Source organism: Pseudanabaena minima str. Chao 2107 (assembly GCF_051131155.1).
Lineage (GTDB): Bacteria > Cyanobacteriota > Cyanobacteriia > Pseudanabaenales > Pseudanabaenaceae > Pseudanabaena > Pseudanabaena minima.
The window spans coordinates 464,976-487,287 of record NZ_CP159508.1 but is presented as its reverse complement, the minus strand read 5'-3'; the positions used below and the strand labels follow the sequence as shown (position 1 = coordinate 487,287).

Genomic DNA, 22,312 nt, shown 5'->3' with positions numbered 1-22,312 from the left:
ATAGTAAAAGCATCGCTTCGCGATGCTTTTACTATTTTGGCTCCCAGAGAGGGTTCGCGGAGCGAACCCTCTCTGGGAGTTGGTTTGAACTTAAACCGAACCTCTCTCTTTGGGGGTAGTCGTAGATGTTCAGTAAAATGTCTGATGCTACAGATTGATCATGTGAGTTAGGGTTGAGCAAGTTTTTCAGGCTCTGATTGATATATGTCATTGTTCCAATTACGATCACAGATCAATTATTTGCCCTCAAGTTTCGGGGATAAATAAAATTGATGAGCGCAACAAATGAGGCAAATCAGTCACCAGTTAACCTTGTTGCTGCATTCAAAGCAGCACAAGATATTTCGCGAGAGTTAAATGTTGACAAGCTAGTTAGTCTGAGTCTTTCAGCATTACTAGAATTATCAGAAGCGCAATCAGGCGTTGTGATTTTAGCGGATGATCAAAAATTTGCGATCGCTGCCATGCTCTCTAAGCGATCGCCAAACTTAGAAATCAAACAAAGTCTCACTCTTGCTAGTGCTGATGCTTCTAGCTTGCCAGTCTTAATGGTGCGTTATACCCTTGACAATCGCATAGAAACCACTTGGGATCAAGACAATCCTGATCCACATTTTGCTGATGATCCCTACTGGTTAGCGAATTCTCCTCAAGCAGGGCTATGTATTCCCCTATGCGAAGATAGAGAATTATTGGGCGCAATTTATTTAGAAGATCGAGTTAGTCAAAAACTATTACAAACTGATTACTTACAAGTTTTACGATCGCTCTGTCAGCAACTAGCGATTTCACTGGTGCGATCGCGTGAATTCTCCAATATTACCCAGCGCAAAGAATTTGAAGAAGCTTTAAAGCGCAGTAACTCGCTTTTAAAAGCCCAGCGTGAAGCCTCGGTAGACGGAGTTTTGGCAGTGGATGAGCAAGGACGGATTGTTAGCTATAACAATCGATTTTGTGAATTGTGGCAAATTCCTGAATCAGTTCTTCAATCTGTGGAGTACGGGGGCTTGCTGAGCCTCTTGCAACATCACCTCCAACTACCTGATGGACTAGTTGAAGCCCTTGAAAATGCTTATGATTCTCCTGAAAAGTATACTCAACGAGAAATTTATCTTGCCGATCGCCGCGTGATTGATTGCTATTCAGGACAGGTGCATTCTCCCGATGGTAAGTTCTATGGGATGGTTTGGTATTTTCGTGATGTCACCGAACGCATCTGCATACTTCAAGAACTGCGAGCCGAACAAGAACGTTCTGAGCGGTTATTGCTGAATATGTTGCCTGAGAAGATTGCCAAAAAACTCAAACATAGCCGCGCCTCAATGGCAGATGGATTTGAAGAAGTATCAGTTTTATTTGCTGACATTGTGGGCTTTACTGAACTTTCTAGCAACATGTCACCAGTACAGTTGGTTGGTCTACTGAACCGTATTTTTTCGATGTTTGATAATTTGTGCGATCAATACAAACTTGAAAAGATCAAAACCATTGGTGATGCTTATATGGTGGTGAGTGGATTGCCTGAGCCAAGAACTGATCATGCAGCAGCGATCGCCAGTATGGCTCTCGATATGCAAAAAGCAATCTCTCAAGTTAAGTCGCGGGAAGGCATCCAAATTTCGATGCGAATTGGTATTAATTCGGGACCAGTCATTGCTGGAGTGATTGGAACGAAGAAATTTATTTACGATCTTTGGGGTGATACGGTTAACGTCGCTAGTCGGATGGAGTCATTGGGGACACCAAAGTCTATTCAGGTTACCGAGAGTACATATTTACGATTACGCGATCAATTTAATTTTGAGCAACGTGGTTTGATTCCTGTTAAAGGAAAAGGTGAAATGATGACCTATTGGCTAGTTGGGAAAGTAAATTAAAAAATGGTCGGGCAAAGCCCGCTCATTTTTTAATTTGCAAGCAACTTTTTGAGTGCAAAGCGATGGAATTACAAATATAGCTGTCGACAAGTGTATTAGGACATAAAAAAACAGAGGCGAATTGCGGCGCGAAGCGCCGCAATTCGCCTCTGTTTTTTTGCTTGTGTCTTAACACAACGTCAGTTCGACGAAAGCGAAAAATGGTAAGAATCGCTAAGCGATTCTTACCATTTTTCGCCATTTGCGGCGTGCTTCGCACGCCGCAAATGGCGATATCGAACTCACGTTAACACAAGTGACTGTAGCTATAAAACCCAGTAAGGATTTTCAAAACAGAAAAGGGTTACGACCTTTTCTGTTTTGAGACTATGGATGCACTAGCCATGCTCTTTGAATTGGTTGCACGATCGCTTGTACTAGTGGCGACAACCGCGCAATATCTTGTAAACCTTGCTCAGTCTGGACATTGATGCCTTGTTTGTAAATGCTATAACCTTTAGTCCGTGAGACCCGAATCCCACAATAGTACTTAGGTTCTAGCCCTTGATAAATTAGTTTTTCACGCCAACTTTCGAGACTCTCTTGTTGCTGAATGTCATCCAAATGCGAAATATCAGTGGCTCGGAATAAATCGCGATCTAAAAAACGGCGGCATAAATCCGCAAGTGTGCGATCGCTGCTATCGCGCCATCGATGAATATGATAGGCAAACACAGTGTCATCGGAGGCGAAGTACTCCTCACAGGTTAGCGATTGTGGATCTTGAGTTAGCCAAGCCGTCATGGTGCGATCGCTAAATATTTCTCCTGTAGAAATTAAAATCTTTGCCCTCCGAAAGATCCTTTCTAACAAAAATCTTGCCGCTAGGTTTTTAGGATGGTTGTAGATCTGCAAATACATAAAATAGCGCACAGTCAAATAATGCTCGATCGCCACTATCCCCTTACGCCCAATTACTAAGTTCTGAGAAATTGGGTCAAACCGTAGAGCTAACAAAATGCGATCCAGATCTAACTGTCCATATTTAGCACCCGTGAAATAACTATCACGTTCTAGATAATCAAGGCGATCACAATCGATTTGACTAGAGATGAGCTGATAGATCAATGGCACTGCATATTTTTTCGTAAATACTTTTTCTAAGTCAGCAATTAAGTCTGTCGAAAAGTTATTGAGAACCTCAGCAATTTTGCCGAACTTTAGCAAACGGAGAGTCCATATTTCATGATTACTCCCAAATACTTCTTCCGATGCATGGCTATAGGCTCCATGACCAAGATCATGAAGCAACGCCGCAACTAAAACAACTGTCCGATGGATCGTCAGGTAAGGATATTTCGTGGCGACCGCATCAAAGGCGCGACGGGTCAAAGCCATTACACCTAGAGAATGCGTAAATCGCGAACCCTCAGCCCCATGAAATGTAAAATAAGCAATATCAAGTTGACGAATCCGCCTCAAACGCTGGAATTCAGGTGTGTCAATTAATTGAATTAGTAGAGACTCCGTGCGATCGTTGCTATCAAGAGTAATCGCACCATGGATCGGATCGTTATAGGTTCGAGACTTGCCAAATAACATAATTACCTGTGCAGAATAATTACCTAAACCCATAAGGTTGCACCCGTAAGGAGCGCAATCTTAGAAGTTTGGTCTTGCAATTAATTATGCCCATCTACTTAAAGCTTAGATATGCTGTGATACAAATCACATTGCACTGATTATAGATATCATAAGTTAGTAGACAGACATATGATTTTTATATCTGCTTTTTGCCTTAGTTTTTTGACAATGTTTCAAACAATTTTCAAACAATAGTGTAAACAGATTAAAAATCTGGTCTTCTGCTCTATGGGCTGAGCAGTTACTGCTTTATTAGATGCATTCAAGTATTCTAAAAAAGTATTCTAAAAAAGTAACAATAGAAATAAATAGTTGCTACTTACATCGCTTTGTGATCAAACACAAGCCAAGATCTTTTTGAAAATGCTACTTCGCAACACTTTCAGAAGTATTCTGTGGTTCGTTTGATCGGTAAATGCTGTAAAGCTTATCTGTACAAGCCTAGGTAGTGTGAAGAATCCAATGAATTATGGTAGTTTCGTTTCCATTGCACAATTAACTGATATTCATCTATTTGAAGATATCGAACAATCTTTGGTTGGCATTCAAACAGAAGCCTCTTTTCAAGAGGTTTTAGTTAATATTAAAAGAACCTTGCCGCAGATTGATTTATTACTTTTGACAGGGGATTTGACTCAAGATGGTAGTGCTACATCATATGATCGCTTGAGGCGATCGCTAGATAAGTTTGGGATTCATTCCTATTGCTTAGCTGGTAATCATGATGATTTGCCCTTGATGCAAGCGCATTTACCTAGCGAATATGTTCACCTTAGCCGATCGCTAGATGTGGGTAAGTGGAGAATTTTGTTACTTAGCTCAGTTGTTGTCGGCGCAGTGCACGGATACTTAGCAGCATCGGAATTATTATGGCTAGAAGATACGCTGGCAGCGCATCCTGATCGCCCGACTTTAATCGCCTTTCATCATCCTGCGGTGCCACTTGGTTCCAAATGGATTGATGGTATTTGTTTAGAAAATCAAGATCAGTTCTGGGAAATTTGCGATCGCCATCCACAAATAGAAGTGGTCTTGAATGGACATGCCCATCAAGACTTTGATCAAGTTTATGAAACTCCCCATAATTCTGTACGTTGTTTAGTGACTCCTTCGACTTGTATTCAGTTTGAGCCCAAAAATCAAAAGTTCCAAATTGACAGTCAGCCCCCCGGATTTCGCCATTTACGTCTATATCCTAACGGCATAATGGAAACAGAAGTCCATCGTCTCAAAGTTGGCAGTTTCCATCCTGATCTCGCAGCGATCGGCTATTAAAACTACAACCTCACTACATCAACTGCATCATTAACAAAACCCAATATTTATGTTGAGAGTGTTGCTTTACAACACTCTCAACATAAATATTGGGTTTTATTTCAGCGCAAAGCACTGTAGGATAAAAAATCGCTAGATTTTTTATCCTACTCTTTACAAATGCAACCGCAGATCATTGTTATTAAAATTGGCACGTCTAGCCTCAGTCATCCTGAATCAGGAGATTTGCAACTAGCGACGATCGCCAAATTAGTTGAAGCGATCGTGCATCTACGACGGGAGGGGCATAGTGTTGTCTTAGTTTCTTCGGGTGCAGTGGGAATTGGCTGTGGCAGACTGGGACTGAAACAGCGTCCGCGCAAAATCTCCAAAAAGCAAGCCGTCGCTGCTGTAGGACAAGGGCGCTTAATCAGGATTTATGATGACTTTTTTGGTTCTTTGCAACAGCCTGTCGCTCAAGTTTTATTAACACGTGGAAATCTGATTCAGCGTCAGCATTATATGAATGTCCATGCCACATTCCATGAATTATTGGAAATGGGCGTAGTGCCAATTGTGAATGAGAATGATACGGTTGCTGTCGATGAATTGAAATTTGGTGATAATGACACGCTATCGGCTCTAGTAGCTAGTCTTGTCGAAGCTGATTGGTTATTTCTACTAACCGATGTTGATCGCCTATATTCTGACGATCCACGTCAAAATCCTGAAGCTAAACCGATTGAGTTTGTGGAATATTCAGAACTTCAAGAACTTCGACAAGCGATCGGAGAGAAGCAAGCATTAGGCGCTCAAGGTGGTGGCACACAATGGGGAACTGGCGGCATGACCACAAAACTCGATGCGGCTAGAATTGCTTCGGCAGCAGGCGTTCGCACAGTAATCACTAGGGGTGCTTTTCCCGATCGCATGTTAGCGATTCTTCACGGCGAGAACTTCGGCACGCAATTTGCGGCTCAACCCAAAACAGTGAATGCTCGTAAACGCTGGATTGCCTATGGTATGGTTCCTTTGGGCAAGTTATTCTTAGATGATGGAGCTGTACAGGCTGTTATTCGCAAAGGGCGATCGCTTTTACCTGCGGGAATTATGCAAGTAGAAGGCAAGTTTGATGCGAATGAGTCTGTGAGTTTATGCGATCGTGATGGCAAAGAAATCGCGAGGGGAATTTCTAACTACAGCAGTAGTGATATCCTTCGTATTCTTGGTTCTCAATCAGAAGATATCCCTAAACTGCTAGGCTTTGATGGTGAAGAGACTGTAATTCATCGCGACAATTTAGTAAGCCTTTAAACATATAGAACTCACGTTTGACAAATCAAAACCAAAAAGATGATGGCGGCGCTTCGCGCCGCCACTCATCTTTTTGGTTTTATGTCCTAAGCAAAACTTACATTGCTATAGCTGCCACCATTCTTGTTAACGTCAGTTCGATATAGCTATTTGCGGCGTGCTTCGCACGTCGCAAATAGCAAAAAAAGCTAGGAATCGCTTAGCGATTCTTAGCTTTTTTTGCTTTCGTCGAACTGACGTTAAATTACTACTTTGCAGTTACAGGCATACCCAAAATGTCTTCAATACGAGGCATTTGGTCTAGGGGAATCACCCGACCTTGATCTTCAAAATTGGCAATTTGATCGAAATTGAGATAGCGATACAAAGAACTTGCAAAAGGATCTATCTTCTTCGTGACGATCGCTTGATACTCTTCCACAGTCGGAATCTTGCCTAGCAAGGCACAGACTGCCGCGAGTTCGGCGGAACCGAGATAGACTTGAGCATCCTTGCCCATGCGGTTATTGAAGTTGCGAGTGGAAGTGGAGAATACGGTCGCGCCATCGGCAACCCTTGCCTGATTACCCATGCAGAGAGAGCAGCCGGGGACTTCGGTTCTGGCTCCAGCCACACCAAAGGTGCTGTAGATTCCTTCCTCTTTGAGTTGGAACTCATCCATGCGGGTGGGTGGTGCGACCCAGAGACGGGCTTTGACGGCGGCTTCTTTTTCGAGAACCTTAGCGGCGGCGCGGTAATGTCCGATATTGGTCATGCAGGAACCGATAAAGACTTCATCCACGCGATCGCCTGCTACTTCCGAGAGCAACTTCACATTGTCAGGATCGTTAGGTGCGGCGACGATTGGCTCCTTGATCTCATTGAGATCGATCTCGATGATTTCTGCATATTCGGCATCGGGATCGGCTTCCAATAGAACAGGATTAGCCAGCCATTCTTCCATTTTGGCGATACGGCGTAATAGAGTCTTAGCATCGCTGTAGCCGCGAGCGATCATGTTCTTCATCAGCGCGACATTCGATCGCAAGTACTCGGCAACGGTTTCAGTACTGAGCTTAATCGTGCTACCAGAGCAGGAACGCTCGGCTGTGGCATCGGTGAGTTCAAATGCTTGCTCTACTTTGAGATCGGGCAAACCTTCGATTTCCATAATTCGACCTGCGAAGACATTCTTTTTGTTCTTCTTCTCAACGGTGAGCAAGCCGCGCTGAATGGCAACATAGGGAATCGCATTGACGATATCGCGCAATGTTACCCCTGGTTGCAATTCGCCTTTAAAGCGCACTAGAACTGATTCGGGCATATCGAGAGGCATGATCCCAAGGGCAGCAGCAAAGGCAACGAGTCCCGAACCTGCGGGGAAGGAGATGCCCAAGGGGAAACGGGTATGGGAATCGCCACCAGTGCCAACGGTATCAGGCAAGAGCATTCTATTTAACCAAGAATGGATAATGCCATCGTTGGGACGGAGGGCTACGCCGCCACGATTGGAGAAGAAGTCGGGAAGTTCCTTATGGGTTTTGATGTCGGTAGGCTTGGGATAGGCGGCAGTATGGCAGAAGCTCTGCATTACCAAGTCAGCGCTAAATCCTAAGCAAGCGAGTTCCTGCAATTCATCGCGAGTCATGGGACCCGTTGTATCTTGAGAACCAACGGTGGTCATCAAGGGTTCACAGGAAGTGTAGGGACGCACACCAGCGACACCGCAAGCTTTGCCCACCATTTTTTGGGCGAGGGTGTAGCCTTTGCCTGTGTCGGCGGGAGTGGCGGGAAGAATGAATACATCACTGGCGGGAAGTCCCAAGGCTTGACGAGTTCTAGCGGTAAGGCTACGACCAATTAAGAGAGGAATACGACCACCTGCACGAACTTCATCGGCGATCGTGTCGGGGGTGAGATTGAAAGTAGAGAGAGTTTCCCCTGCGGCGTTCGTGATTTTGCCTTCGCGAGTGTGGATCGTAATCACATCGCCAGTTTCCATTTTGGTGACATCACACTGAATTGGTAAGGCTCCCGCATCTTCGGCAGTATTAAAGAAGATCGGTGCGATCGTGCTTCCTAAAATTACGCCGCCCGATCGCTTGTTGGGAATGAAAGGAATGTCGTTACCGATGTGCCACAGCACCGAGTTAATCGCGGATTTGCGTGAAGAACCTGTGCCAACGACATCACCGACAAAGGCGACGGGATGACCCTTTTCCTTGAGTTCGGCAATGGTTTTTAAACCATCGGGAATGCGCGACTCCAACATACAGAGTGCATGGAGGGGAATGTCAGGACGAGAGAATGCTTGGGATGCAGGAGAGAAGTCATCGGTATTAATTTCGCCTGTGACTTTAAATACGGTTACAGTCACAGTTTCAGGCAAGGCGGGGCGACTGGTAAACCATTCGGCTGCGGCCCATGAATCGATGACCGCTTTGGCTCTGGCGTTAGTTTGCGATAATTCTAAAACTTGGTTAAAGGCATCAAATACGAGCAGGGTCTTTTTAAGCGCTTTTGCTGCTAAATCACCTAAATCATCATTGCTTAACAAATCAATCAAGGTATGCACGTTATAGCCACCGACCATCGTGCCGAGCAGTTCCACCGCATCGCTGGGAGATACTAGAGGCGATTTAACTTCACCCTTAGCGATTGCTGTTAGCCAACCCGCCTTTACATAAGCAGCTTGATCGACCCCAGGGGGAATGCGATCGCGTAGTAACGCTAGTAAAAATTCCTCTTCGCCTGCGGGGGGATTTTGCAATAGCTCACAAAGGGCTGAGGCTTGCTGAGCATTGAGGGGCAAAGGGGGAATTCCTTGGGCTGCACGTTCGGCAACATGGTCACGGTAGGCTGATAACATACGGTGTTATTTTTAATTTTATACAAATACTTAATCTATCATCGATCCTAATCAACTTTGGTGCGTAAAATACAGCAATTAAGCGATCGCGTTACAATTATCTTGAATGCAAAATTAGACGATTAGGAGTTGATTTGAACAATGTCTCTATTCTATCGAACAGATTTTTGATATAACTTTCTCGTTGGTATTCAAAATGAGGCTCACTAGGACTCTAAGTACTTTGCTATTCCCTAGTCGGGTTATGGAAATCATTCATAAAGTCTGTAATCATTTTGGTGTTAAAAGGCTTACTCATAAAGTCATTCATCCCTGCGTCCAGACAGATTTGGCGATCTTCGTGCATAGCGTTAGCTGTCAAGGCAACAATCGGAACTTTTTTATTTAAATCTTGACGAATTATTTTTGTAGCAGTAATTCCATCCATTTCTGGCATTTGCATATCCATCAAGATGAGATCGTAATCATGTTTTTGAACTAGGGAAACTGCTTCTATTCCATTATTGGCGATCGCCTCCAATGGGTAGCCAATTTTCCTGAATACTGCCTGAGCAACTTTCTGATTAACAGGACTGTCTTCTACCAGTAGAATCCGCAAAGGAGGCTTATGGTTGGTGGTTACAATTGGAGTCTCGTTCGCTAAGGCGATTGATGATTGCTCGATTTTATTGTTGAGAGCTAAGGTAACTGTAAAGTAGAAAATTGAACCTTGAGATTGTGAAGGAAAAGGCAATTGCCAATCTAGAGGAGGTTTGCCTCCCACTTGTCCAAAGCTCTCTACCCAAATTGTACCGCCCATTAATTCTACAAGACGTTTGCTAATCGCCAAGCCTAGCCCTGTGCCTCCATATTTACGGCTAATGGAGGCATCGGCTTGGATGAAGGGTTGAAATAACTTTGTAATGCGATCGCCTTCGATGCCAATACCTTTATCTGAGACAGCAAAGAGTAGCTCATATTGAGGAGAGTCATGGCTTGAATCAGTAACATCACGCCCATTAACTGTAACGGTAACTTTTCCATTCGGTTTACTAAACTTCAGAGCATTACCCACGAGATTGAGGATGATTTGACGCAGACGGGTAGAGTCGCCAATTAGAGTTTTGGGAATGTGAGAGGCGATCGCATATTCGAGGGAGACTTGCTGATCAATAGCTTGACTTCGTAATAACTGATAAACCCCTGAGATTGCCTCTTCTAAGACAAAATCCCTTGCTTCCATATCTAGCATTCCTGCTTCAATTTTGGAGAAGTCGAGAATGTCATTGATCAGCGACAACAGAATTTCGCCACTATCTTTAATTGTTTTTACAAAGTCTTGCTGTTCTTCATTTAGTGGAGTACTTGCCAGAATATCTACCATGCCCAATACACCATTCATAGGAGTGCGGATCTCATGGCTCATACTTGCAAGGAAGGAACTTTTGATCTGAGTTGCTTCTTCGGCTTTGGCTTTGGCTTGGGCTAAGTTAATTTCTAATTCCTTACGCTCGGTAATATCTAGACATATCCCCATGAGCTTGATCACATTGTCTTGGGAATCTTTGACTGCCTCGGCGCGTCCCTCATGATAATGGATAGAACCATCGGGTAAAACAGCACGGTAGTCGATTTTGTAGGGATCACCTTTGACGATCGCCTGTCCGACAACTCTTTGAAAGGTTTCACGATCATCGGCATGGATCATTTGCAGATACTCTGCATATTCTGGTTCTGGCTGATTAGGATCAAGTCCAAACATCCCAAAAAGTTCCTTTGACCAAGTGATTTTCTGATTTTGAACATCAAATTCCCAATTCCCAATATTGGCAATTCTCTGGGCTTCTCGTAATGATGCTTCACTTTTTTGTAAGCGCGATTCACTGATTTGGAGTGCTAATTCGATCTGTTTGCGATCGCTAATATCCGTCAAAGTCCCCACATAGCCAATGATTTCGCCGTCATCATTTATCTCAGGGCGCATTTGGCTGTAAAGCCAGACAATGCTGTCATCATCACGCAAAACCCGTGCTTCATTCTGAAATAGACTGCCATCCTTCGCCTCTAGCCATTGCTGCACATTGGCTTGGATATAGCCAACATCATCAGGGTGAATCATTTCTAGCCACCGATAGCCAAGGGCAAAACTTGTGGGTTTACCTGTCATCTTGCTCCAGCCCCCATCCATATAGATGACTTTGCCCTCAAGGTCAAACCGAAAGATTGCTACTGGAGCAGCTTTGGTTAAGGCGGCATACCTCGCTTCGCTTTCACGTATGGCGATTTCTGCTTGTTTACGATCGCGAATATCACGGGCTATCTTTGAAGCGCCTACTACTTGCCCCGCTTCGTTATAAATTGGTGAGATCGTCAAAGCCACATCTAGCAAACTGCCGTCCTTATGTATCCTTTTGGTTTCGTAAGTAGCGACAATTTTGCCTTGGCAAACCGATTGCAAGGTTTTTATCGCTTCTTCTTGCAGTGCGATCGGAATTAACTTATTAATCGATGAGCCAATCATTTCTTCGGCATTGTAACCAAATAGCTGTTTGGCAGCCCGATTCCAACTGGTAACGATCCCATCGGTGGTTTTACTAATAATGGCATCTCGTGAAGATTCGACGATCGCCGCCAATTGAAAACGCTGTTGATTTGCCGCCTCAATCTGCTGAGTCCGTACTATCACTTGCGCTTCTAGATCCATTTTTGCAGCTTGCAACTCCTCCACCAACATCGCTTGACGGATCGCAATGCCCACCTCCACAGCAATACGCTGCAATCCTTCAATTTCTTGGGTACGCCATTGACGGGTAGCTGTGCAGTGATGGGCAATCAGTAGTCCCCAAAGACTGGATTCTTGGAAAACGGGGACAACCAAATTGGCTTTAATCTGAAATTCAGCCAAAAAATTGGCATGGCAAGGAGTTAGATCTGCATTCTCGACATCGGAGATCGCCACAAATTTTGATTCTTGGTATGGTTCTAGCCAAGATGCCTCAAAGCACTCATCCACCACTACGCGATCAAGCAATGACCATTGGGGAGCAGATATTGCCTCGACTATCACTTGACCACTCCAATCGGGAGCAAATTTGTACAGCAAAACGCGATCGCATCGCAGCAATTGATGTACTTCATCGACTGTGGTTTGCAAAATCTCGCCTAGCTGAAGAGATTGCCGAATTTTGGAGGCAATCGACATGATCAGCAGATCCCAGTCCCGTTGTTTTTGGAAGTCATCCTGAAGGGATTGACGGATCTTTGTGGCGATCAGGTCAATCAAACGCTCTACACCGCCTTGTTTTTGATAGTAAGAACGCGATGGATTGTAAATTTGTGCTACTTCTCTGAGGCGATCATCTTTTTCTACATTTCCCATAAGATCGTTTCGAGTCAGACTATTTGCGTATCTTTACAGATCTTAAACCTATTACTTCTAATACTACAGTGGTTTTCAAATGAGTGCGTAATCATTTGAAAACAAAAAACAAGCCGAATAAGAGTATAGCTAGAAGATACTAGAGGAGATGTGAGTTCACCCTTGGCGATCACTGTTAGCCATCCCGCCTTTACATAGGCAGCTTGATCGACTCCTAGGGGAATGCGATCGCGTAGTAATGCTAGTAAAAATTCCTCTTCACCTACGGGGGATTTTGCAATAGCTCACAGAGCGCCGAGGTTTGCTGATCATTCAATGGCAAAGGCGGAATCCCTTGCTAAGCGCATTCGGCAACATGAACACGGTAGGCTGATAACAAACGTTGTTATTTTTAATTCTTTACGAAAACTTAACTTATTATCGATCCTAGTAAACTTTGGCGCGTAAAATATGTTTGCTGTGATGTGATCGCCGTAATCCTTTGCGTGAACAAAAAAGAAGCGGCGCTTCGTGCTGCCTCTTTTTGTTTAGGTTTTACAGGGCTTGGTGTCCAACGTAAAATGAAAACTTGTACCCACATCGCAGGATAAATCCAAGCTTACTCGTAATTGTTGTGTCAAAATGCGGACTAATCTTAAACCCAGAGAAGCTGTCGCATTAAAATCAACAGACTCAGGAATACCAATTCCATTGTCACGAATAATTAAATGTAAATTATGATCATCCACAGACCTATATAAAATCACCTCAATCAATCCCTGATGTTCATTCGGGAATGCGTATTTGAAGGCATTAGTTAATAACTCATTCACGATTAATCCCATAGAAATCGCAGTATCAATATTTAATAAAGTGGGATTAATATCTAACTTCAATTCAATTTGACTAGTATTAAAACTTGTAGAACTATACAGATTACCAACTAGACGCTGTAGATACTCGCAAAAATCAACCTTATCCACATCCTGAGATTGATACAATTGCTCATGAATCAGTGACATTGTATGAATCCGCCGTTGACTGTCTGAAATTGCTCTTAAAGCTGCGGCATCATCTATATAACGAGCCTGCATTGACAGTAAACTATCAACCACACTCAAATTATTTTTAACTCGATGGTGGACTTCTCTTAATAAAACTTCCTTCTCAGCAAGTGATGATTGTAGTCTAGTTTCTGCTTCTTTCAATTCCGTAATATCTGAAGCTGCACCGATTATTTGCTTAACTGCGCCATCAGAGTTTCGTAAAAACACAGTTTCTTGGCTGTAAAACCATTTCCATTTACCATGAACATCTTTCATCCGATATTCAATAAAAAATAAATCTTCTGATTTTTGATCGCGTACATGGGCATGATGTTCTTTTACTTTCGCAAAGTCATCAGGATGCACGATAATTTGCAGCAAGGACTCACCCATAGACTGAATCTCTGCTAAGGAGTAGCCAAGAATATGAGTAATCGCCTGATTACAATAAATGTTCTGTTTTACTTCTACATCGTAAATATAGAGAATATTCGGGATTGTATCGGTAATCCGTTGGATAAATTGCTGACTTTCCTTAAGAGCTTGCTCTGCTTGCTTACGGGTTAGCGCGATCGCAACATAAGTAACTATTGTCTGTGTTAATTGGACTTCTTCTTCAGTGAACTGTCTAGGAGCATCGAAATACGCGACAATATCACCTAAATGTCTGCGCTCATATTCTAATGGAAACACGGCGATCGCCCCAATGCCTTCAGCTTGACAGATGCTCTGCAAGTTGCGATCGCTAGGAAGTATTGCACAGTAAGGGAAAGATCGAAATTTTGATTCTACTTGATGAGATGGATCTTCAAAAAAAGCTTCGATAGACTGCTTGTATTTTTGACTAAGTCCTATAGATTCTTGATATTTTAAACCTTGGTAAGACTTTGCAAGGATCACGGCTGCTCGCGAAGTTCGCAGTGGAGGACAGATTCCATTTAAAGCAACTTGATAAATTTCATCAACTGTTTGAGCATTATTCAAAGCTGATACAAAATCATACATGAGCCTTAATCGATTAAGCTGCAAATTCAATCGATCTTCAGTTATTTGTTGATCAGCGATCGTTTGGACTAATTGGAAGTTAACTGATTTAAGCTCTGGTTTGACTCTAGCCATGGGACTCGCCTCCAACGATCGCATTCTTAATTCTCAAGCTTGGCGAACCGCAGCCAACTGCCAGCCCACTCTGCCCTCCTTTACCACAACCTCCAGACTCATCCCACACAAAGTCATTACCGATCGCCTCGATATCTCCCAGTGTTTCAAAGACATTGCCCGAAAGTGTCACATCTTTGACAGGCTCAGCGATTTTGCCATTGCGAATCATCCAAGCTTCCCCTGCGGTAAAGGTAAACATCTCGCCATTGGTCATTCCGCCTTGCCAATTTTTGGCATACACACCCACAGGAATATCATTGAATAAGTCCGCCACAGGTGTTTTGCCCCGACCAATCCAAGTATTAGTCATCCTTACTATTGGCGGATAGTGATAATCCAAACATCTTGCGTTTCCAGTTACTTGCTCACCCAACTTTCCTGCCGTCTCCCGCGAATGCAACCTCCCAACTAATACACCATCAGCAATCAATTGTGTTGTTGTCGCAGGCACACCTTCATCGTCATAAAGATAACTACCTCGATGCTCAGCTACTGCTGCGCCATCAAATATCTGTAAGTCATTCGAGCCAAATCTTCTACCAATGCTCATCGTCTCTAGCATATCGGGATTTTCATAGAGCATATCTGCTTCTGAGAGATGCCCAAATGCTTCATGCACAAATAATCCCGCCAAAATCGGATCGATTACCACTGTGTAGGTATTGCCTTGTACCGTCGGTAAATCTAACGCTGTCACAGCCCTTTGAGCTGCCCCCATTACCTGCTGATCTAAATTAAGTAAATCTTTATAGGCTCGCCTTGATCCAAAGGTTTCTCTACCAGTTTGGACAGTATCACCTTCCCTTGCGATCGCAGAACATCTTAACTCCCAGTCAGCCCATTCCTGCTCGATCATTGCTCCTTCTGATGTCGCAAATACCAGTTGCTGTGTACAGTCACCATAGCGCACAGAGGTACTAACTATGCGATCAGAAACTGATCGCAAAATATCTGTATAGTGAGCGCACAAATTCTTTTTGTCGATAAGTGCAATATTCTGGAGATTTTCCTGAATCAGTGATACTTTTGCCTGTAAAGGTTCCACGTCAGCTAAAACAGTTGCTTCATTACCCACCCATTTTGCCGCCGCGATCGCTTCTTTCAGCTTTTCTTCCAAATTCTCCAAATCATTAAAACTAGCAAATCCCCATCCGCCTCGATGACAAGCTCTCACCTGCCCGCCAATGGAGATACCCATACTCAAGGTTTCAATCTTGCCGCTGCGTAAAAAGATATCTGCTCCCTGCGATCGCTCCAATCGAATCGCAAAAAAATCGACATGTGGTTTATATTTCTGCACTAAGCTCGAAATTTGATCTCTAACTTGCCATATGTCCATATATGAAGCTCTTAAGAAAGACTCTTGATGCAGTTTAATTGGAATTATCGCACAAAAATATCATTTTAATGGATAAATAATTAGGTACTGTAGCACCATTAATATTACTTTTTGCAGTGCCTATAGCAATCCTAGATTATTTATAGTTTTTGAAATTTGCATTTGTGGAAAATGGCTCACCCTGAAAGTGCCCTATTTTACAAACCATTTAGGACTGCCATGGCAGTGAAAAATAAAAGTAAAACTTACATCAAACTTGATGTCAAATAAAAAATGTAAATTGCCAATTGAGTACTTGTGTGATATATATCTTAGCCTAAATTCCCTTAATGAATTGCACCTATGAATGCCACAGTAAATGCCATCGCGAATCCCTCCGAAAACATGACAGCCAATCTTCAGCAGGAAATCAATTTACTTAAGGTTGATTTAGAACAAAAGGATCTGCTAGTACAGCAGCTTTCTGAAGAGCTTTTTCGTTTGGTCAAGGGAAATACTGCTTTTTTGCCCAATGCTGAGGTGCATGAGCAGCATTCAGAAGAAATGCGTTGTTTGGCAGAAAAACTAGCGCTAGTCGAAAATCAATTAGCCTTGTCACAAGCACTAATCCAAGATCGCGATCGCGAAGCTTTAGAATTGCGTCACACCATCCAAGAAATGAGCGATCGCAATCGGATGCTAGAGCAAGTTGTACAGGAGTTGCCAAATATTTATCGGGCTAAGTTTGCAGAGCGGATTGTTCCTATCAAACAAAAAATTGAAGCACTCCAAAAGGAAAATCGCCAATTGCATATTGAGTTGCAAAGCCTTAGTTTCCGCCTTTCAGGTCGAACTACTCGTCGTCCTACCACTCAACAACGCCTTGAGCTACCCAGAGTTATGCCTGCATTGGGCTAATACAGCAATCGCCGAGCAAACGAGCCACAAGAAAAATTTTGAAAGAGTTGCTTCGCAACTCTTTCAAAATTTTTTTGATTTGGGTCTGAACACAAATCTCTGTAAGTAGAGGAGGCGCTAAGCGCCTCCTTTACTTGTCATGTCTGGTTAAGCCATACATCCCACCTAGCAAAAACCATAACAACATACTCAAACGTGGTTCATAGAGTACTAAATCTAACCAACCAGAAAACAAAAAGAGCATTACCCCAATTGTAACTGCGACAATCATTCCTTCCGACTCTTTGATCAGTGCTGATGTAAATGATGCGTAGATTGTCCAGCCGATGATACCGATAAATCCTAACAGTGCAGGAATTCCAGAACCAACAGCGATCGCTAAAAACAAATTATGCTCATGGGGTAATCCGCGCAAGTTGTAGCCCATAGATTGGGCTACAAGTGGGAAATTGCGTAGCCCCCAGCCCTGAATTGGATGCTGAGAGATGAGAGAGAGGGCAAATTGCCATGCATTCAAGCGATCGGCTGTAGAAGAGTAACCACCTAATTTTGGATCAACTGTACTGGCTAAGCGATTGACAAATCCTTCTGGTAATAGCGATCGCACCACTTCACCGCCTAAACCCAATTCATGCCCAAATACCCCCCATGCAATGACAAGCGAGATAACTCCAAATCCTGCCACTAGTTTCCACTGACGGTAATAGATCGCCAATATTACAGCACCAAATATCACAAGTCCCCAAGCGTTCCGTGAACCAGTCAGAACAAGTACGCAAGTTCCTAGGGCTAACGCTATAGTAGCGATCACTTGTTGAGATTTGGAGATACTTTTAACTTTGCCAAGTGCAAAATGTAAAGCGATCGGTAAAATCATTAACAAGTAAGCAGCTGTTTCGTTGAAATGTCCAAAAAATGACTGAATGCGGCGATCAGGACTAAATCCCATCGGAATCGGGTAGCTATCAAAAATCACTTTTGGGAATATCCAATCAGGGCGATCGATAACGGCTTGTAAAATTCCAAATCCACTCACCATTAAGGAACTCAGTACCAATAACCATAAAAGATGAATAAATTGGGTAGAAGTACGAATAATATAGCTAGTAATGGCAGCTAAAAAAAAGTATGGTAAGAAATTCGCTAATCCACCCGCAGCAGTGGGAGGGTTAAAAGCGATGATGGTAGTGAAAATCATCCATAACGACAACCCGAAATAAGCTTGATTTACTGGTGAGGCGATCGCTCTCCATCCATAGCGAAACAGAACTCTCAAAGCTAGTAATGAAGCAAAAGCTGGCATAAAAACATTGCTAATAACCATAAAGATAGCAACACTTTGTAGCCAATTCCACTCTAATTTCAACTTATCATTTTCGGCTGATTTCCAGAGCATCCATTCACCTCACTATACTAATTACAAAAATAGCGTTGCTATTTTTGTAATTCAAAAACCTTGTTGAACTAGATTTCTAATTCTTGAAATCTAGCCTCACTTTCAAGAATTGGTATTATAGCGCTTCATACTTGAGCTTTGATTTCAAAACAAAAAAATGGCTACGCATTTTTTTGTTTTAAAAAACCTTACTGGGTTTGATTTTCAATTCACAAAAATGTTCCGACACTTTTGTGAATTGATATTTATAGTTATCGACAGTCTTGTCCTAATGCAAAAATAGAAGGGAGCGCTACGCACTCCCTTCTATTTTTGAGATTAAAATTCGCTTAGCGAACCCCTTAATTAGTAATCGAAGTCTCCGCCAGCACCCATAGCACCGCCACCGCTAGCAGCCTTGTCTTCTGGCTTATCAACAACAATACATTCAGTAGTTAAGATCATGCCAGCGATCGAAGCTGCGTTTTGCAATGCTGAGCGAGTCACCTTCGCAGGATCAACAATACCAGCTAAAAACATGTCTTCAAATTCACCAGACATCGCATTGAAGCCAATGTTGAAGTCTTTTTCGCGGACATTCTCAGCAATTACTGCACCGTTGAAACCAGCATTAGCAGCAATCCGCTTAACAGGAGCAGACAATGCTTTAGAAACAATGATTGCGCCAGTCAGTTCTTCGCCAGTCAGATTAGCTGTAGCCCAAGAGTGAAGCTCAGGAGCAAGGTGAACATAGGTTGTACCACCACCTGGAACGATACCTTCTTCAACGGCAGCTTTGGTTGCGTTAATCGCATCTTCAAGACGAAGTTTGCGATCCTTCATTTCGGTTTCAGTTGCAGCACCGACCTTGATTACGGCTACGCCACCAGATAGCTTAGCCAAACGCTCTTGTAGTTTTTCCTTGTCGTAGGAAGATTCAGTTTCTTCAATCTGACGACGGATTTGCTCAACGCGAGTCTTAACTGCGGCTTCATTACCATCAGCAACGATAGTAGTGCTGTCCTTGGTAATGATCACGCGGCGTGCTTTACCGAGTTGGTCAAGCTTGACTGCATCAAGGCGAAGTCCAGCATCTTCAGTGATTACTTGAGCGCCTGTGAGGGTTGCCAAATCTTCAAGCATCGCTTTGCGACGATCGCCAAATCCAGGAGACTTGATTGCAGCAACGTTGAGAACACCACGCAGACGGTTCACAACGAGAGTAGCAAGCGCTTCTTTTTCGATGTCTTCAGCGATGATGATCAGAGGACGACCAGAGCGAGCGACTTGTTCGAGAACAGGTACGAGTTCTTGAACTAGAGCAATTTTCTTGTCAGTGATCAAGAGAACTGGTTCTTCAAAAGAAGCTTCCATGCGCTCAGCATCGGTGACGAAATAAGGAGAGATATAGCCCTTGTCGAAGCGCATACCTTCAGTAATTTCCAATTCGGTGAACATGGATTTACCTTCTTCGAGGGAAATCACACCTTCTTTACCGACTTTATCCATCGCTTGAGCGATCATTGCACCGACTTCTTCATCGTTACCAGCCGAAATAGTTCCAACTTGAGCGATCGCCTTGGAATCTTCGATAGGCTTAGCGTGATCCTTGATCTTGCCAACCAAGAAAGCAGTTGCTTTATCAATACCGCGCTTGAGAGCGATCGAGTTAGCACCAGCCGCCACGTTACGTAGACCTTCTTTAACGATTGCATGGGCAAGAACTGTAGCAGTAGTAGTTCCATCACCAGCAGCATCATTGGTTTTAGAAGCAGCCTGACGAATTAAGGCTACGCCAGTATTTTCAACATTATCTTCTAGTTCAATTTCCTTAGCGATGGTTACACCATCATTAACAATTTGAGGAGAACCAAACTTCTTTTCAAGAACTACGTTACGACCTTTGGGACCTAGGGTCACAGCAACAGCTTCAGCCAAGATATCCATACCACGCTCTAGGGCGCGACGTGCATCTTCGTTGTAAATTATTTTTTTAGACATATTTTTTAATTGGGTAACTAGGTAAGGGGTTAACAAACAATTTGGTGATTGGTGATTGGTGATTGGGTTTCGATCTCAGTTGCCGATTACCAATTACCGATTACCAATTACCAGTGATTATGCAACGATCGCTAAAATATCTTTTTCTGCTAGCAGCACATACTCATCTGTGCCAAGTTTGATATCAGTGCCAGCGTACTTGGAGTACAAAACTTTGTCTCCTACTTTAACTTCGAGGGCTTGGCGCTCACCTTTGTCATCGAGTTTGCCAGGTCCTACAGCGGCGATTTCACCAACTTGAGGCTTTTCCTTTGCGGTTTCAGGCAAGAAAATTCCGCCTGCGGTTTTTTCTTCTTTAGCGCTTACTTTGATAAATACGCGATCGGCTAAAGGTTTTACAGTAGTTACGTTTAATGTCGTTGTTGCCATTGGTATTCACTCAGTTGACTAACATTTTTTGTTGTTGTCTAGAGTGGTTTAGCACTCTAGGTGACTGAGTGCTAATTTAACCGAAATGGTTGCAACGGCTATAGTGTGGTTTACCGAACTGATGAAACAAGAAGCGGCGCTAAGCGCCGCTTCTTGAAATATTAGGCTTCTTCTTGTTCTTCGCCTTGTAGCTTTAGTAAGAAGTATCCGAAGGCAATACCGACAGGAATTAATACCATCGATAAGACCATTGCATTACCAATTTCTCCCATGATTTTCTCTTTTAAATAAATAATATTGCTTTATATTGCTTTAGGAATTTTACCGTAAAACATAGGTCATACGCAGAGCGTAAGTACTTGTACAAAATAAATTTTCCAAGCCCGTAAAGTTGCACCCCTGCGGGGCGCAACTTTACCATCAGTTCACCGAAAGCTAAAAATGGTAAGAATCGCTAAGCGATTCTTACCATTTTTAGCCATTTGGGTCGTGTGGAGCACGACACAAATATATCGAACTCACATTAAATTATTACCTCGACATCGATCGCATCGGCATAGTCTTCATCGTTTCGCTCAACTTGACGCTCATTAGATTTATTAGATTTAGGAGAGCTTTGATCATTTTGATAACCTCCCATAATTTCAGCTGCGTCTAACCAAACTGGGCGAATCTCGTAGTGAACTCGCAAATTGCTTGGAGCGCTACGTTCAGCTTCACGCACAAAACGATTAGCTTCCCATTCTGCTTGGAATGTATTGATTAATTTGAGCGTTTTTAGGCGCTGTCTTTCTAGATATGTCCATACTTCCCAAGCATTATGTTCAGGTTCTTTGGGTATTTCCGTGGTTTCTTCCGAGTCAACAGATGATTCAGTATGATCGTCAGAATCGGGAGATTTTTGGTTATCACTGACAGGAGCATTACTCTGATCAACAAATTCGTCAGATGATGGCTTTACATGATCTTCGTCATGATGAGACTTATTAGTAACATCCTGTGATGCTGAAATCTCATCGATATCCTGCGATCGCGATAAACTTTTGATCTCTTTAGCTCGAACCTGTTTAACTGAAGATAAATCATCCGCGATCGTCTTCACTTCGATCGCTGTCTGTGACTGATCGACCCATCCTTTAAAAGTTACTTCTTCGCCATTGATGATAAGGCGATCGCCTACTTCTAACGCAAATCCTGCTAATGAGTTAAATAGTGGCTTCGCATTTGGTGATGAACTAAAGCCATTAGCACTATTATCATTTTGGTCGGAATTTTCTTCGTTGGGAGCCGATACATTTGCCTGACTAAATGTCCCTTTGTCAATCAGGCTCTGGACTCCCCCAATTGCGTCCTCAATTCGCTAATTTGAGAATGTAACGGAGCTAGACAATTCTCCACATATGTCAAAAGTTCGGGGTGCAATATAAATGGAGATTTTTCTGGTGATGTCTCTGGTGATGTTTCGGGCTTCTGCTCAAACTCTCGGCTGACCACGGCTAAAATCCAATCAGCGATCGCCTGTTGTTTGGCATCAGCTTGTGTCTTAATTTGGCTCAATAAAGGCAGAGGAAAACGAAGATTTACCTGTTTTGTCCTATGAGGAGTCGCCATTATTTGCCCTTACTTAAAATTTTTGAATATGTTTGCGAACTTAATTATAGCAATCGTCACCACCAAAACCCATATAGCGATTTTCATTGTGCTACTCACTTCACAACCAAAAATTAATGATGCAACGCGAAGAACCCCACCACTAATTCTTGGGATTTAGTGCTTATTCGTTTAGAATGGGAGGGGAGTATTGGTTCAAT

Annotated in this window: 15 protein-coding genes and 1 pseudogene; 4 read left to right on the top strand and 12 right to left on the bottom strand. The window is 43.1% G+C overall.

Features of this window, described 5'->3' with window-relative positions:
- Positions 1-272: 272 nt before the first annotated feature.
- On the top strand, positions 273-1,877 hold the full coding sequence (locus ABM313_RS02225; protein WP_434686075.1) for an adenylate/guanylate cyclase domain-containing protein: 1,605 nt from the start codon (positions 273-275) through the stop codon (positions 1,875-1,877).
- 366 nt (positions 1,878-2,243) lie between these two features.
- Here the strand turns inward: ABM313_RS02225 and ABM313_RS02220 are convergent, their stop codons facing one another.
- The gene (locus tag ABM313_RS02220) at positions 2,244-3,491 is read right to left on the bottom strand and encodes an HD domain-containing protein (protein ID WP_434686073.1); all 1,248 of its coding nucleotides are present in this window, start codon (positions 3,489-3,491) and stop codon (positions 2,244-2,246) included.
- Between the two features lie 471 nt (positions 3,492-3,962).
- Between ABM313_RS02220 and cpdA the strand changes: the two genes are divergently transcribed.
- Together cpdA and proB are read left to right on the top strand one after the other, a co-directional pair.
- Positions 3,963-4,775 carry a 3',5'-cyclic-AMP phosphodiesterase gene (gene cpdA, locus ABM313_RS02215; protein ID WP_434686072.1) on the top strand — a complete coding sequence of 271 codons (813 nt, stop codon included), beginning with the start codon at positions 3,963-3,965 and terminating at the stop codon, positions 4,773-4,775.
- A 159-nt stretch (positions 4,776-4,934) separates the two neighbouring features.
- Entirely contained in the window at positions 4,935-6,068 is a 1,134-nt protein-coding gene (gene proB, locus ABM313_RS02210; protein ID WP_434686071.1) for a glutamate 5-kinase, read from the top strand.
- 247 nt (positions 6,069-6,315) lie between these two features.
- On the opposite strand, the gene acnB is transcribed toward proB, so the two are convergent.
- The 5 genes and pseudogenes from acnB to ABM313_RS02185 form a co-directional block, all read right to left on the bottom strand.
- Positions 6,316-8,916 (bottom strand): bifunctional aconitate hydratase 2/2-methylisocitrate dehydratase, encoded by a 2,601-nt coding sequence (gene acnB / locus ABM313_RS02205; RefSeq protein WP_434686070.1) that lies wholly within the window; start codon positions 8,914-8,916, stop codon positions 6,316-6,318.
- A gap of 226 nt (positions 8,917-9,142) precedes the next feature.
- Positions 9,143-12,274: a PAS domain S-box protein gene (locus ABM313_RS02200; RefSeq protein WP_434686069.1), complete on the bottom strand. Its 3,132-nt coding sequence runs from the start codon at positions 12,272-12,274 to the stop codon at positions 9,143-9,145.
- Positions 12,275-12,408: 134 nt separating this feature from the next.
- A pseudogene (locus ABM313_RS02195) lies at positions 12,409-12,605 on the bottom strand (hypothetical protein); the annotation flags it as partial.
- 196 nt (positions 12,606-12,801) lie between these two features.
- A complete protein-coding gene (locus ABM313_RS02190) occupies positions 12,802-14,418 on the bottom strand; it encodes a histidine kinase dimerization/phosphoacceptor domain -containing protein (protein WP_434686067.1) in 1,617 nt (538 codons plus the stop codon).
- Positions 14,411-15,799 (bottom strand): TldD/PmbA family protein, encoded by a 1,389-nt coding sequence (locus ABM313_RS02185; RefSeq protein WP_434686066.1) that lies wholly within the window; start codon positions 15,797-15,799, stop codon positions 14,411-14,413. The genes ABM313_RS02190 and ABM313_RS02185 overlap by 8 nt, the downstream gene beginning before the upstream one ends.
- A 342-nt stretch (positions 15,800-16,141) precedes the next feature.
- Between ABM313_RS02185 and ABM313_RS02180 the strand changes: the two genes are divergently transcribed.
- On the top strand, positions 16,142-16,696 hold the full coding sequence (locus ABM313_RS02180; RefSeq protein WP_434686065.1) for an Npun_F5560 family protein: 555 nt from the start codon (positions 16,142-16,144) through the stop codon (positions 16,694-16,696).
- Between the two features lie 130 nt (positions 16,697-16,826).
- Here ABM313_RS02180 and ABM313_RS02175 read toward each other — a convergent pair whose 3' ends face one another.
- The 6 genes from ABM313_RS02175 to ABM313_RS02150 all read right to left on the bottom strand — a co-directional run bounded on the left by ABM313_RS02175 (position 16,827) and on the right by ABM313_RS02150 (position 22,112).
- Positions 16,827-18,092, bottom strand: coding sequence for an O-antigen ligase family protein (locus ABM313_RS02175; RefSeq protein WP_434686064.1), 1,266 nt, complete (start codon positions 18,090-18,092; stop codon positions 16,827-16,829).
- Between the two features lie 345 nt (positions 18,093-18,437).
- Entirely contained in the window at positions 18,438-20,072 is a 1,635-nt protein-coding gene (gene groL, locus ABM313_RS02170; RefSeq protein WP_434686063.1) for a chaperonin GroEL, read from the bottom strand.
- 117 nt (positions 20,073-20,189) lie between these two features.
- Positions 20,190-20,501: a co-chaperone GroES gene (gene groES, locus ABM313_RS02165; RefSeq protein ID WP_103669214.1), complete on the bottom strand. Its 312-nt coding sequence runs from the start codon at positions 20,499-20,501 to the stop codon at positions 20,190-20,192.
- 161 nt (positions 20,502-20,662) lie between these two features.
- Entirely contained in the window at positions 20,663-20,773 is a 111-nt protein-coding gene (gene petM / locus ABM313_RS02160; RefSeq protein ID WP_094535417.1) for a cytochrome b6-f complex subunit PetM, read from the bottom strand.
- Positions 20,774-21,024: 251 nt separating this feature from the next.
- Positions 21,025-21,603 (bottom strand): hypothetical protein, encoded by a 579-nt coding sequence (locus ABM313_RS02155; protein WP_434686062.1) that lies wholly within the window; start codon positions 21,601-21,603, stop codon positions 21,025-21,027.
- A gap of 221 nt (positions 21,604-21,824) precedes the next feature.
- Positions 21,825-22,112: a hypothetical protein gene (locus ABM313_RS02150; protein ID WP_434686060.1), complete on the bottom strand. Its 288-nt coding sequence runs from the start codon at positions 22,110-22,112 to the stop codon at positions 21,825-21,827.
- Between the last annotated feature and the right edge of the window lie 200 nt (positions 22,113-22,312).